This is a genomic window from Enterobacter sp. K510, assembly GCF_055804875.1.
The window spans coordinates 19,744-32,751 of record NZ_JBNRLQ010000006.1; the positions used below are offsets into that span (position 1 = coordinate 19,744).

The window sequence follows — 13,008 nt, forward strand, 5'->3', positions numbered from 1 at the left end:
GGAAGTTTGGGCGTAAAACGGATGAATTATTAGTCTTGTTGATTGACCTTGCGCTCAACGGCTTTAAGACGCTTGCTCATATCATCAATGTTCATCACCAGTGCTGCTGTTTTGCGCCACACTTTGTTGGGTTGCAGCGGGATACCGGAGGAGTATACGCCCGGTTCAGTAATCGGACGCATCACCATGCCCATACCCGTTACGGTGACTTTGTCGCAGATTTCCATATGACCGTTAATCACGCTGGCACCGCCAATCATACAGTAACGGCCAATTTTCAGGCTGCCCGCCATGATGACGCCACCCGCGACTGCGGTATTGTCGCCAATCACAACGTTATGTGCAATCTGGCACTGATTATCAATAATGACGCCATTACCGATAATGGTGTCATCCAGCGCCCCACGATCGATAGTGGTACAGGCGCCGATCTCTACGCGAGAGCCAATGATCACCCGGCCGAGCTGCGGGATCTTAACCCAGTTGCCGCGATCGTTGGCATAGCCAAAACCGTCCGCGCCGATCACCGTCCCGGACTGGATCAGGCAATTCTCACCGATCTCAATCTCATGGTAAACGGTAACGTTGGCCCATAAACGCGAGCCTGCGCCAATTTTAGTCTTTTTCCCGACGAAGCATCCCGCGCCAATCACTACGTTATCGCCTAATACCACATCAGATTCGATAACGGCGTTCGCGCCGATGGAGACGTTTTGACCCAGCGTTGCCGAGGCATCAATCACCGCGCTTTGCGCAATGTTCTGTGCCGGCTGCGGCGTGGAATCAAGAATCTGGGCCATACGCGCGTAAGTGAGGTAGGGATTCTTCACTACCAGCGCCGCGCTTTTGGCGTAAGGGAGATCGTCCTGCGTCATGACGACAGCAGACGCCTGGCAGGCGGCCAGGTGTTCACGGTATTTTGGATTTACCATGAAAGTAATTTGACCTGCTTTAGCAGACTGCATGGACGCAACGCCGGTGATGACGATATCGCCATCACCGTGTAATTCTGCATCCAACTGCCCTGCTAATTCAGACAGTCGAATTGAAGGCATTACTTATTTAACCTGTTTCAGCACATCAGCGGTAATGTCTTTCACATCACTGCTGTTGTAAGCAACGGTATTTGCGTCAACCACCAGATCGATGCTCTGGTCGTCAGCCACTTTCTTCACAGCCGCCTGGATACGGTTAACCAGTTTGCCGCGCTCTTCGTTGGAACGACGCTGACGATCCTGCTCAAAAGCTTGTGCTTTCTGAGAGAAGGTCTGGCGCTGTGCCATTACGTCTTTTTCCAGCTTGCTACGATCGGATGATTTCATGGTAGAACCATCACGCTGCAAACGCTGCATTTTAGACTGCAGATCGGTTTCCATTTTCTGAAGTTCACCGGCACGGCCTTTGAACTCATTTTCCAGCGTTTTGGAAACGCCAGTTGTCTGTGCCACCTGCTGGAACAGGTTGCCCATGTTCACGATTGCAATTTTGTCTGCTGCCTGCGCGGACGTTGCCATCGCTAAACCGAGACCTGCCGCTAATAACCACTTTTTCACTGTAAACTCCTTACCATCCCAAATGTACCCGCAGGTACCATTCTTTGCGTGACAGGGCGAAACCGTGTCACGCTACACTGCTATTGCAGTCCTTTGCAAAGACCAGTTACCAGGTTTTACCGATGTTAAACTGGAACTGCTCTGCTTTGTCGCCATCGTACTTCTTAAACGGCTGGGCGTAAGAGAAGACCAACGGCCCCAATGGAGACATCCATTGTAGTGCGATACCGGCAGACATACGAATATTGCTCGGGTCACTGTAATCAGGCACACCAATCGCTTTCATCTGCGCGGTGTCTTCCCAGTTCGTATCCCAGACGGTACCTGCATCCCAGAAGAAGGAGGTACGAACAGAATTAGCATACTTGTCGCTGATGAACGGCGTCGGCGTGATGAATTCCAGGCTGGCGACGCCCATGGCGTTACCGCCCACAGCATCATCAGAGTTACAGACAGAGCCTGCTACGTTGTTATCACAGTTATCCTGGCCGTTACCGCCGTAGTACACCGCTTTCGGACCAATGTTATTGGACTGGAAGCCACGTACGCTGCTGGAGCCACCGGCATAGAAGTTCTCATAGAACGGCATCTCTTTGCCGCCCAGGCCATCGCCGTAACCCCACTTGGTACGACCCAGAACGACCCACTTGTGGTCATCATCAATCGGGAAGTATGAAGCCGTATCCAGCGTGACTTTGTAGAACTCGTTATCGGAGCCTGGCACCGTGACTTTACCGTTCAGGTTGACGCGCGAACCTTCCGTCGGGAAGTAGCCGCGGTCGAGTCTGTTATAGGTCCAGCCATAGTTAAAGGTGAAGTCATCGGCCGCGAAGCCGTTGTCATCATCCTGCGTACTGGCGCTCTGGCCGATGGAGTCAAGATAACGCCACATGGCGACCTGAGGTTCCATATTGGACAAATCGTTATGCACATAACCTAAGCCCAGACGCAACGTGTTGTACTCGTTGATCGGGAAGCCCAGTGTACCGTCAACGCCGTAGCTCTTGTTGGTATACGAGGAGAGGTCAGCGTCATCTGCTTCGAAGTCGTTATAGAAGATACGACCGCCCAGACTCACACCATCAACGGTGAAGTACGGGTTGGTGATCGAGAACTCAGAGTAGGTCTGGTAATCGTTTTTCGTGCCGTTGATGCCAACGGAATAGCCGGTGCCTAACCAGTTATCCTGCTGCACGCCGACCTGGAAGCTAACGCCGCTTTCCGTACCGTAGCCGACACCGAAGTTGAAGCTACCGGTGTTACGCTCTTTAACTTTATAAACGACGTCCACCTGATCCGGGCTGCCAGGAATACGCTGGGTATCGGTATCCACCGTTTCGAAGTAACCGAGACGGTTCAGACGCTCTTTACCCTGGTCAACCAGATCGCTGCCCAGCCATGCCCCTTCCATCTGACGCATTTCGCGACGCAGAACGGCATCCTTCGAGGTGTCGTTACCTTCAAAGCGAATTTTACGAACGTAGTAGCGGTTACCGGCATCAACGTTGACATGCAGCTTAACGGTTTTATCCGTGTCGTTGATTTCAGGCTGCGACTGTACGCGCGGGTAAGCATAACCATAGCGACCAAGAAGCTTTTTAATATCGTCTTCCATTTTGGTCACTTTGGTGCCGTTATACAGCTCGCCCGGCTCAATTTTGGTCAGGCTTTCAATCTCGGCAGAGTGACCTGCCAGATTACCGCTGACCTCCACGCCGGAAAGCTTGTACTGATCGCCTTCGGTGACGTTTACGGTAATGTAGATGCCTTTTTTATCCGGCGTCAGGCTGACCTGCGTCGAATCAATGTTGAAACGGGCATAGCCACGATCCAGATAGTAGCTGCGCAGGGTTTCCAGATCGCCCGCCAGTTTCTGTTTCTGGTATTTACGATCGCCTACCACGTTCCACCATGGCACTTCATCACGCAGCTGGAAGGTTGAGATCAACTCTTCGGTGCTGAAGGCGTGGTTACCAACAATGTTGATCTGCTGGATCTTCGCCGAGACGCCTTCCTGGAAGACCAGTTTCAGGTCAACACGGTTACGCGGCAGCGGCGTGACGACCGCTTTTACGCTGGCGCTGTACTTACCGACGCTGTAGTAGAAATCCTCCAGCCCTTTTTCGATATCGGAAAGGGTGGTGCGATCCAGGGATTCGCCAACACGCACGCCAGAAGCCTCAAGGTTCTGTTTCAGCATGTCATCTTTCACTGATTTGTTCCCAGAGAAAGTGATGCTGGCGATAGTCGGACGTTCTTTCACCTGTACAAGAAGGGTATCGCCATCACGCAGGACGCGGACGTCCTCGAAGTTGCCAGTGGCAAACAACGCACGAATGGTATTACTGATATCTTCATCATTAACCGTATCGCCCTGACGGACTGGCATACTGAGGAGGGCCGCACCAACGGCGACACGCTGAAGGCCTTCGAAATGAATGTCCTTCACTACGAATCCATCAGCACCGTATACGGTGGCGCTGCTAAACAGCAGCGACGCTATGAGCAACTTTTTCATCGCCATCGTTATTATGCGTTCTTCCTAACTAGCTCTCATAACCGAGAGAAATCATTGAAAAGTGCAAGCCCCATTAACAACACCAGCAAAATCGAGCCAATGCGGTAACTAAAGTCTTGAACTCGCTCGGATACCGGTCCGCCCTTTAGCTTTTCAATCGCTAAAAACAGCAGGTGCCCCCCGTCCAGAACAGGAAGCGGGAACAGGTTGATGATCCCAAGGTTCACGCTGATAAGAGCGAGGAACATCAGATAGTAAATCAACCCAAATTCTGCTGACATCCCAGCCCCCTGGGCGATAGAAATCGGCCCACTGAGGTTGTTCAGTTTGACATCACCGGTTATCAATTTCCCCAGCATACTGACCGTCAGCTTCATCAATTGCCAGGTTTTATCCGTGGCTTCAACGATGGCGCTGAATGGTCCGTACTGGCGTACTGTCTTGTACTCGTCAGGCAGCGGGATAATTTTAGGCACCACGCCTGCAAACCCTTCGTCCTTGCCGCTACCCGGTTTTGTATCTGGTATCAGTGTCAAAGACAAGGGGCTGCCCTGTCTTTCGATATCCAGTGCTAACGGCGTGCCGGGATTATCCCGGACAAGGGTGACAAAGGTCATCCACTGCGTTAACTGCTGACCATCGACTTTAACGATCCTGTCGCCTGCTTGCAAACCTGCTTTACTTGCAGCGGAGTCAGCCTGCACTTGCGCCAGTACCGGTTCAATCTGCGGACCGCGTGGCTGAATGCCGAGCGAGGCGACCGGATCTTCGCGGTCAGGCTCAAACGCCCAGTCGCGTAAATCCAGCGTCTTGTTCTGACGGCTGTCAGTACCAAAGGGGGCCACGCTGATTGTAGTCTGCGCATCGCCGATTTTGGACACCAGTTGCAAACGCACAGCATCCCAGTCAGGCGTTTCGATACCATCAATCGCTTTAAGTTCCGTGCCGGGCGTAATTTGCGCGCTGGCGGCGATTGAGTTGGGTGTTATTTCACCGATTACCGGGCGTACGCCAGGCACGCCGATGATAAACACCAGCCAGTAAGCGACGATAGCAAAGAGGAAATTGGCTACGGGACCCGCAGCAATGACGGCAGCACGCTGCCCGACGGTTTTGTTGTTAAATGCGGTATGGCGCAGTTCCGGGATCACCGGCTCTACGCGCTCATCCAGCATTTTAACGTAACCGCCAAGAGGGATAAGCGCGATAACGAATTCCGTACCCTGCTTATCGGTGCGACGCCAGAGCGCTTTACCAAAACCGATGGAAAAACGCTCTACCCGCACACCACAACGACGAGCAACCCAGAAATGGCCAAATTCATGCACCGTGATCAGCACGCCCAGCGCAACAATGAACGCCGCCAGATTCCAGAGAATACTCAGCATATAATCTTCCGTTAAATCGTCCTGAATACCAGCAATAACAGACAGGCAAACACCGGCACCGCCGCTGTCAGGCTATCTATGCGATCAAGTATACCGCCGTGTCCTGGAATAAGGTTACCGCTATCTTTGATACCGGCTTCACGCTTAAACATACTTTCCGTTAAATCACCGAGTACAGAGGCAAGCGCTGCGACAATTGAGCACACCAGCAGCGTGGAAGGCGCAACGTCCAGATTTGCCCACACGCCATAGCCCCAGGATATTACCGCGGCCGTAAATAAACCGCCAATAAACCCCTGCCAGGTTTTGCCCGGCGATACTTTCGGCGCCAGTTTATGCTTGCCGAACAGTTTACCAAACATGTATGCGCCGGAGTCTGCGCCCCATACGAGGATCATGACATACAGCAGCCACAGCGCGCCGCTGTAGTGGTTATCGTCATAGTGCCAGGCGCGCAGCGTCAGCATTCCCCAGAAGAACGGCACAATGGTGAGAATACCGAACACGAGACGTAGCGCTTTTGAATGTCGCCACAGGCTGGCCGACGCCGGATAAAACAGCACCAGCAGCAGCGCGGCAATCCACCAGCCTAAGGATGCCCACAGCGCGCCTTCAACCAGCGGTTGGCGGACGTTGTAATGGTATTCCGGCATCAGTAACAGCCAGCCCGCAAGCAGCAGCCCGCACAATACCGCCAGCCATACCCGCGCGTTCCGGGACGTGAAACCGCTAAACTGCCCCCACTCCCATGCGGCAAGCATGCATACGGCGATAGTGACAATAGCAAATCCCACCGGCGGCAGTAAGAACAGCGCCGCGATAACCACAGGGATTAATACAAAAGCAGAAATCAGGCGATACTTCAGCAAAAGCTACCCCCATCAGGCTTCGTCGCCACCAGGCTCGGTGCCGCCGAAACGACGCTCTCGATTGGCAAAGGCATGCAGCGCACCTTCAAAGTCTTGTTCATCGAAATCAGGCCAAAGAACATCAGTAAAGTAAAGTTCGGCATAGGCAATTTGCCACAACAAAAAGTTACTTATGCGATGTTCTCCCCCTGTCCTAATTACTAAATCTACGGGAGCCAGTTCATGCATGCAGATTTGCTTACTCAGCGCGTCTTCATCAATCTGGTCGGGGCGCAACAGCCCTTCCTGGACCTGAGCAGCTAAATGCTGTACTCCCTGAATAATATCCCAACGCCCGCCATAGTTCGCTGCAATATTCAGCGTCAGCCCCGTATTCTGTGCCGTCAGGGCCTCAGCTTTACGGATCCGTTCCTGCAAACGGGCGTTAAAACGGCTGGTGTCGCCGATGACGTGCAGACGCACATTATGGCGGTGCAGGCTTTTTACTTCGCTATCCAGCGCCCACACGAACAGTTCCATCAGCGCGCTGACTTCCTGCGCTGGCCGGTTCCAGTTTTCACTACTAAAAGCGTACAGCGTCAATGCATCGATGCCGTTATTCGCAGCAAACGAAACCGCACGACGAACAGACTTGGCTCCGGCTTTATGACCAAAAGCCCGTAATTTCCCTTGTCTTTTCGCCCAGCGACCATTGCCATCCATAATTATCGCAACATGACGGCAGCCATGCGCTGGCAAATTCTCGCTTAATGGTTGATTAGCAGACAACATAACGCGTTATTAGTCCCTGAAAAGGATTTAGCGGTAGCCAGGAATACTGAAGCCTTTACATAAAAAAGCCGTGTAAAACCACGGCTTACCTGACCTGAAAGGACAAAAGCCCCACGATCAGGTGGCGCAGACTATATCACTGAAGTAATACGCTAACAAATAGCACAACCACGAGTGGCTGTAATATCACCAGCTTGCGAGTTGCGTCACTTGTTTTTGTGCAACATCACGCGCAAGTTTATCAACAGCCAGTACATCATCGATACTTTGCGGTTCGCGCAAATCCATCTTCTCAAGCACAGACAGATTCAGGGCAGCAATGTCGGTAAAGCGAATAGCCGAGTCCAGGAAGGCCGCGACCGTCACTTCGTTTGCCGCATTCAGCGCTGTGGTTGCCGCCTGCCCCTGCTCAAACGCGTCCATTGCCAGCTTCAGGCAAGGATAGCGATCGTAATCAGGCGCGCAGAACGTCAGTGCACTCAGCGTACTGAAATCCAGCGGCTTCGCGCCTGAGACCACACGATTAGGCCAGGCCATCGTATGGGCTATCGGCGTGCGCATATCCGGCTCGCCCAGCTGCGCTAACACGCTGCCATCCAGATAACGTACCATGGAGTGGATCACCGACTGCGGGTGGATCAGCACTTCCATCTGATCGGCGGAGGCATTAAATAACCAGCGTGCTTCAATGTATTCCAGACCCTTGTTCATCATGGTGGCTGAATCAACGGAGATCTTACGTCCCATTGACCAGTTCGGATGGCGACAGGCCTGATCGGGCGTCATTGCAGCCAGTTCAGACAGCGGCGTTTCGCGAAATGGGCCACCAGACCCGGTAAGCAGAATCGACATCACGCCGTTCTGCTCCAGATCAGCGTACCCCAGGTTGTGCTGGAAAGGTTGCGGTAAACTCTGAAAAATAGCGTTATGTTCGCTGTCCACCGGCAAAAGCTGCGCGCCGCTGTGCTTCACGGCCTCCATAAACAGCCGTCCACAGGTCACCAGCGACTCTTTATTGGCAAGCAGCACGGTTTTACCGGCACGAATAGCCGCCAGCGTCGGCAGAAGCCCTGCCGCCCCGACGATGGCCGCCATCACCTGATCAACCTCATCCAGCGCGGCCATGTCACAGGCCGCCTGCTGACCGCTAAGCACCTCGGTACGGCTGCCGTGCTGCGCCAGCGCGGCTTTCAACTGACGGGCGCAGGCGTCATCATCCATCACCGCATAGCGCGGTGAGAATTCGAGGCACTGTTCGACCATCCGCGCCACGTTTTTACCGGCCACGAGCGCCGTCACCGCGAAGGTTTCAGGATTGTGGCGAACCACATCAAGGGTGCTGCAACCAATAGATCCGGTTGAGCCAAGGAGGGTTAATTGCTTCATCAGACGCCCGGCGTAATTTTGGAGGATAGAAAGCAAAACGCCGCCAGCAAACCCTGTGGATTTCTGTACGGCGTTGTCATCATGTGCGCAGGATCAGAACTGCATCAGTTCCGCTTCTTTATCCGCCAGCGCCGCATCGATTTTTTTAATCGCCGCGTCGGTCTGTTTCTGCACTTCTTCCTGTGAACGACGATCGTCATCTTCGCTGATGGCTTTGTCTTTCAGCAGCGCTTTCACTTTATCGTTCGCGTCACGACGGACGTTACGTACAGCAACGCGCGCGCCTTCTGCTTCGCCACGCACCACTTTGATCAGATCTTTACGACGTTCTTCCGTCAGCGCAGGCAGCGGAACGCGAATGTCGCTACCGGCAGAGTTCGGGTTCAGACCCAGATCGGATGCCATGATCGCTTTCTCAACGGCCGGGCCCATGGAACGGTCGAACACGTTGATTTTCAGCGTACGTGAATCTTCAACCGTGACGCTGGCCAGCTGACGCAGCGGAGTCGGGGTACCGTAGTACTCCACAACGATCCCGTCCAGCAGGCTCGGGGAAGCGCGGCCAGTGCGCACTTTGCTGATTTGGGTTTTGAATGCTTCTACGCATTTTTCCATGCGTACTTCAGCATCTTTTCTGATGTCGTTTATCACGTTACGGATCCTTGAAAACTTGTCTCAGGCAGGCCACACATAGCCACACCGAAAGGTGCGCTAAGTATAGCCTCGTTTCATTCATACACTGTCACAGTGTCTGATAAAAATCGCTTTTAAATAAAGCGGGATCTTACCTTTATTTAGCGCTCACGGAAATTAATCCGTGATTAAAGTGCCTTCTTTTTCACCCATGACCACCCGGCGCAGCGCACCCGGCTTGTTCATGTTGAACACGCGGATCGGCAGTTTATGGTCGCGGGCCAGGGTAAAGGCCGCCAGATCCATGACTTTGAGTTCACGATCCAGCACATCAGCATAGCTCAGCTGATCGTACAGGGTAGCGGTCGGATCCTGCATCGGATCGGCAGAGAACACGCCGTCAACCTTGGTGGCTTTCAGCACCACATCGGCTTCGATTTCGATACCACGCAGGCAGGCTGCGGAGTCAGTGGTAAAGAACGGGTTGCCGGTACCGGCAGAGAGGATCACCACGCGGTTATTACGCAGCAGGCTGATCGCTTCCGCCCAGCTGTAGTTATCGCACACGCCATTCAACGGAATTGCAGACATCAGGCGGGCGTTCACATAGGCGCGGTGGAGCGCGTCACGCATCGCCAGGCCATTCATTACGGTTGCCAGCATGCCCATGTGGTCGCCCACTACGCGATTCATACCCGCTTTCGCCAGACCTGCGCCACGGAAAAGATTACCACCACCAATCACCACACCGACCTGGATGCCTAATTCAACCAGCTCTTTAATTTCCTGTGCCATGCGGTCGAGGATGCTTGCGTCAATACCGAAGCCTTCGGAGCCCTGTAACGCTTCGCCACTAAGCTTAAGCAGAATGCGTTTATAGACGGGTTTTGCATTGGTAGCCATGATTCTTTCCTGAGACTGTCAACGATTGAGAGGGGTTATTTCAGGCGACATATTACGTCGCAAACCAGCACGAACAACATAGGTATTTTGCTGATTTTTTAAAGCGGGGTACAAAAAGAAGCCGCCCTCAGGCGGCTCCTTTTAGTGATTAAGACTGCTTGGACATGGCAGCAACTTCTGCTGCGAAGTCAGTCTCAACTTTCTCGATGCCTTCGCCCACTTCGAAGCGGATGAAGTTAGTTACGTCAGCGTTGTGCTCTTTCAGCAGCTGAGCAACAGTTTTGCTCGGATCGATAACGAACGGCTGACCGGTCAGAGAAACTTCGCCGGTGAATTTCTTCATGCGGCCTTCAACCATTTTCTCTGCGATTTCTTTCGGCTTACCAGACTGCATGGCGATGTCCAGCTGTACCTGGTATTCTTTCTCTACCACTTCAGCAGACACGTCTTCCGGCTTAACGAATTCCGGCTTGCTTGCAGCAACGTGCATTGCCAGCTGCTTAACCAGTTCTTCGTCAGCACCGGTCGCGGCAATCAGAACGCCGATACGCGCGCCGTGCAGGTAGCTGCCCAGCACATCGCCTTCGAGAGCGGCAACGCGGCGAATGTTGATGTTCTCACCGATTTTTGCCACCAGCGCAACGCGCTCTTCTTCGAACTGCGCTTTCAGCACGTCAACGTCAGTGATTTTGCCAGCAACTGCAGCATCCAGCACTTTGTCAGCGAACGCCTGGAAACCACCGTCTTTAGCAACGAAGTCAGTCTGGCAGTTAACTTCCAGAATCACACCGTAGTTGCCGTCGATTTTGGTTTTGATCACGCCGTCAGCAGCTACGTTGCCTGCTTTTTTCGCCGCTTTGATCGCGCCAGATTTACGCATGTTTTCGATGGCCAGCTCGATGTCGCCATTGGCTTCAGTCAGCGCTTTTTTACAGTCCATCATGCCTGCGCCAGTACGTTCGCGCAGTTCTTTTACCAGGGATGCGGTAATTTCAGCCATTCTAAAATCCTCGGGAGATTTGATCTGCCTGGTCGTGATGACCAAACAGCTTAAAAGTGAAAAAGGGGCCATAAAAAGGCCCCTTAACCAAACTCGATACTACCTGGTTAATAAGGGCTCCGGGGAGCGTGCCTTATTATTCAGCTTCTACGAAGCTTTCTTCCGCCTGCGCAGCCAGATCCTGAGAACGGCCTTCACGTACGGTTGCAGCAACAGCGCTCAGGTACAGGGTTACAGCACGGATTGCATCGTCGTTACCCGGGATAACGAAGTCAACGCCGTCCGGATCGGAGTTGGTATCAACGATAGAAAACACCGGGATGCCCAGGTTGTTTGCTTCTTTGATTGCAATGTGTTCGTGGTCAGCATCGATTACAAACAGTGCGTCCGGCAGGCCGCCCATGTCTTTGATACCGCCCAGGCTGTTTTCCAGTTTCTCAAGCTCACGAGTACGCATCAGCGCTTCTTTCTTGGTCAGCTTTTCGAAAGTACCGTCCTGAGACTGAGTTTCCAGGTCTTTCAGACGTTTGATGGACTGACGAACGGTTTTCCAGTTAGTCAGCATACCGCCCAGCCAGCGATGGTTCACGAAGAACTGGTCGCAGCTGTTAGCAGCTTCTTTCACCGCTTCGCTTGCAGCGCGTTTAGTACCAACGAAAAGGATTTTACCTTTACGAGAAGAGATCTTGCTCAGTTCAGCCAGGGCTTCATTGAACATCGGTACAGTTTTCTCAAGGTTGATGATGTGAACTTTGTTACGTGCGCCGAAGATGAAAGGCTTCATTTTCGGGTTCCAGTAACGGGTCTGGTGACCAAAGTGAACACCAGCCTTGAGCATGTCGCGCATGGAAACAGTTGCCATGATTAAAACCTCTATATAAAAGTTGGGGTTATGCCTCCACGTATCCCATATTACCGACCCCGAAGGGCACCCCGGAATATGTGCCGATACGTGTGTGTTATTTACACAAAGTGAGATTTGTGGCTTCACGTGCCAAAATGGAACGGAAGTCCGGCGCGCTTTATACCATAAATACGCCCGTGACACCAACAGTTGTTGGCGACGGATGCGCTTAATCATTCCCAATCTGGCAGGCGGCGCGTCAGGCTGATACCATTGACGCCACTTACACAATTATGGTCGACCCGATCGACCCCGATGGACAGAATCAATGGCTATCTCTATTAAGACTGCGGAAGAAATCGAAAAAATGCGCGTGGCGGGCCGTCTGGCTGCCGACGTGCTGGAAATGATCGAGCCTTTCGTTAAACCTGGCGTCAGCACCGGCGAGCTGGATCGTATTTGTAACGATTATATCGTCAATGAGCAGAAGGCGGTGTCTGCCTGCCTCGGCTATCACGGTTTCCCGAAATCTGTCTGCATCTCTATTAATGAAGTGGTGTGCCATGGCATTCCGGATGACGAAAAACTGCTGAAAGATGGTGATATCGTGAATATCGACGTCACGGTAATCAAAGATGATTACCACGGCGACACCTCCAAAATGTTTATCGTCGGCAAACCGACCATTCTGGGCGAGCGCTTATGCCGCATCACCCAGGAGAGCCTCTATCTGGCCCTGCGCCTGGTGAAGCCGGGCATTCGTCTGCGCAGCCTGGGCGCCGCCATTCAGAAATTTGTCGAAGCGGAAGGCTTCTCTGTGGTGCGCGAATATTGCGGGCACGGCATCGGTCGCGGCTTCCACGAAGAACCGCAGGTGCTGCACTATGATGCGGATGACGGCGGCGTGGTGTTGCAGGCCGGTATGACCTTTACCGTTGAGCCTATGGTTAACGCGGGCGATTACCGCATTCGCACCATGAAAGACGGCTGGACGGTGAAAACCAAAGATCGCAGCTTGTCTGCACAATACGAGCATACTATTGTGGTGACGGATAACGGCTGCGAAATTCTGACGTTACGAAAGGATGACACCATCCCGGCGATACTCTCGCACAACGAATGATGAAGAAGCCGGCGATTGCC

The 13,008-nt window shown here is 53.0% G+C and carries 12 protein-coding genes; 1 reads left to right on the top strand and 11 read right to left on the bottom strand.

Features of this window, described 5'->3' with window-relative positions:
- Nucleotides 1–29 precede the first annotated feature (29 nt).
- From lpxD to rpsB, 11 genes are all read right to left on the bottom strand, one after another.
- The gene (gene lpxD, locus ACQUTD_RS11670; protein ID WP_318375080.1) at nucleotides 30–1,055 is read right to left on the bottom strand and encodes a UDP-3-O-(3-hydroxymyristoyl)glucosamine N-acyltransferase; all 1,026 of its coding nucleotides are present in this window, start codon (nucleotides 1,053–1,055) and stop codon (nucleotides 30–32) included.
- Between the two features lie 3 nt (nucleotides 1,056–1,058).
- Nucleotides 1,059–1,553 carry a molecular chaperone Skp gene (skp, locus tag ACQUTD_RS11675; protein WP_072570727.1) on the bottom strand — a complete coding sequence of 165 codons (495 nt, stop codon included), beginning with the start codon at nucleotides 1,551–1,553 and terminating at the stop codon, nucleotides 1,059–1,061.
- Between the two features lie 106 nt (nucleotides 1,554–1,659).
- Nucleotides 1,660–4,077, bottom strand: a complete 2,418-nt coding sequence (gene bamA, locus ACQUTD_RS11680; RefSeq protein ID WP_072570725.1) for an outer membrane protein assembly factor BamA — start codon at nucleotides 4,075–4,077, stop codon at nucleotides 1,660–1,662.
- A gap of 29 nt (nucleotides 4,078–4,106) precedes the next feature.
- Nucleotides 4,107–5,459, bottom strand: a complete 1,353-nt coding sequence (rseP, locus tag ACQUTD_RS11685; protein ID WP_072570723.1) for a sigma E protease regulator RseP — start codon at nucleotides 5,457–5,459, stop codon at nucleotides 4,107–4,109.
- 11 nt (nucleotides 5,460–5,470) lie between these two features.
- A complete protein-coding gene (gene cdsA, locus ACQUTD_RS11690; RefSeq protein WP_072570722.1) occupies nucleotides 5,471–6,328 on the bottom strand; it encodes a phosphatidate cytidylyltransferase in 858 nt (285 codons plus the stop codon).
- A 12-nt stretch (nucleotides 6,329–6,340) separates the two neighbouring features.
- Nucleotides 6,341–7,099: a (2E,6E)-farnesyl-diphosphate-specific ditrans,polycis-undecaprenyl-diphosphate synthase gene (gene ispU / locus ACQUTD_RS11695; protein WP_072570720.1), complete on the bottom strand. Its 759-nt coding sequence runs from the start codon at nucleotides 7,097–7,099 to the stop codon at nucleotides 6,341–6,343.
- Nucleotides 7,100–7,285: 186 nt separating this feature from the next.
- Nucleotides 7,286–8,485, bottom strand: a complete 1,200-nt coding sequence (gene ispC / locus ACQUTD_RS11700; protein ID WP_318363903.1) for a 1-deoxy-D-xylulose-5-phosphate reductoisomerase — start codon at nucleotides 8,483–8,485, stop codon at nucleotides 7,286–7,288.
- 93 nt (nucleotides 8,486–8,578) lie between these two features.
- The gene (gene frr, locus ACQUTD_RS11705) at nucleotides 8,579–9,136 is read right to left on the bottom strand and encodes a ribosome recycling factor (protein ID WP_072570719.1); all 558 of its coding nucleotides are present in this window, start codon (nucleotides 9,134–9,136) and stop codon (nucleotides 8,579–8,581) included.
- A 159-nt stretch (nucleotides 9,137–9,295) separates the two neighbouring features.
- Nucleotides 9,296–10,021, bottom strand: a complete 726-nt coding sequence (pyrH, locus tag ACQUTD_RS11710) for a UMP kinase (RefSeq protein WP_072570717.1) — start codon at nucleotides 10,019–10,021, stop codon at nucleotides 9,296–9,298.
- 148 nt (nucleotides 10,022–10,169) lie between these two features.
- The gene (gene tsf, locus ACQUTD_RS11715; RefSeq protein WP_072570716.1) at nucleotides 10,170–11,021 is read right to left on the bottom strand and encodes a translation elongation factor Ts; all 852 of its coding nucleotides are present in this window, start codon (nucleotides 11,019–11,021) and stop codon (nucleotides 10,170–10,172) included.
- A gap of 136 nt (nucleotides 11,022–11,157) precedes the next feature.
- The gene (rpsB, locus tag ACQUTD_RS11720; RefSeq protein ID WP_072570714.1) at nucleotides 11,158–11,883 is read right to left on the bottom strand and encodes a 30S ribosomal protein S2; all 726 of its coding nucleotides are present in this window, start codon (nucleotides 11,881–11,883) and stop codon (nucleotides 11,158–11,160) included.
- Nucleotides 11,884–12,193: 310 nt separating this feature from the next.
- Between rpsB and map the strand changes: the two genes are divergently transcribed.
- Nucleotides 12,194–12,988 (top strand): type I methionyl aminopeptidase, encoded by a 795-nt coding sequence (gene map, locus ACQUTD_RS11725; RefSeq protein WP_318363901.1) that lies wholly within the window; start codon nucleotides 12,194–12,196, stop codon nucleotides 12,986–12,988.
- Nucleotides 12,989–13,008: the final 20 nt, after the last annotated feature.

Bases quoted from the DNA above. Each gene is read 5' to 3' on its own strand.
- lpxD (WP_318375080.1), bottom strand. From the start codon at position 1,055: ATGCCTTCAATTCGACTGTCTGAATTAGCAGGGCAGTTGGATGCAGAA.
- bamA (WP_072570725.1), bottom strand. From the start codon at position 4,077: ATGGCGATGAAAAAGTTGCTCATAGCGTCGCTGCTGTTTAGCAGCGCC.
- rseP (WP_072570723.1), bottom strand. From the start codon at position 5,459: ATGCTGAGTATTCTCTGGAATCTGGCGGCGTTCATTGTTGCGCTGGGC.
- ispU (WP_072570720.1), bottom strand. From the start codon at position 7,099: ATGTTGTCTGCTAATCAACCATTAAGCGAGAATTTGCCAGCGCATGGC.
- ispC (WP_318363903.1), bottom strand. From the start codon at position 8,485: ATGAAGCAATTAACCCTCCTTGGCTCAACCGGATCTATTGGTTGCAGC.
- pyrH (WP_072570717.1), bottom strand. From the start codon at position 10,021: ATGGCTACCAATGCAAAACCCGTCTATAAACGCATTCTGCTTAAGCTT.
- tsf (WP_072570716.1), bottom strand. From the start codon at position 11,021: ATGGCTGAAATTACCGCATCCCTGGTAAAAGAACTGCGCGAACGTACT.
- rpsB (WP_072570714.1), bottom strand. From the start codon at position 11,883: ATGGCAACTGTTTCCATGCGCGACATGCTCAAGGCTGGTGTTCACTTT.
- map (WP_318363901.1), top strand. From the start codon at position 12,194: ATGGCTATCTCTATTAAGACTGCGGAAGAAATCGAAAAAATGCGCGTG.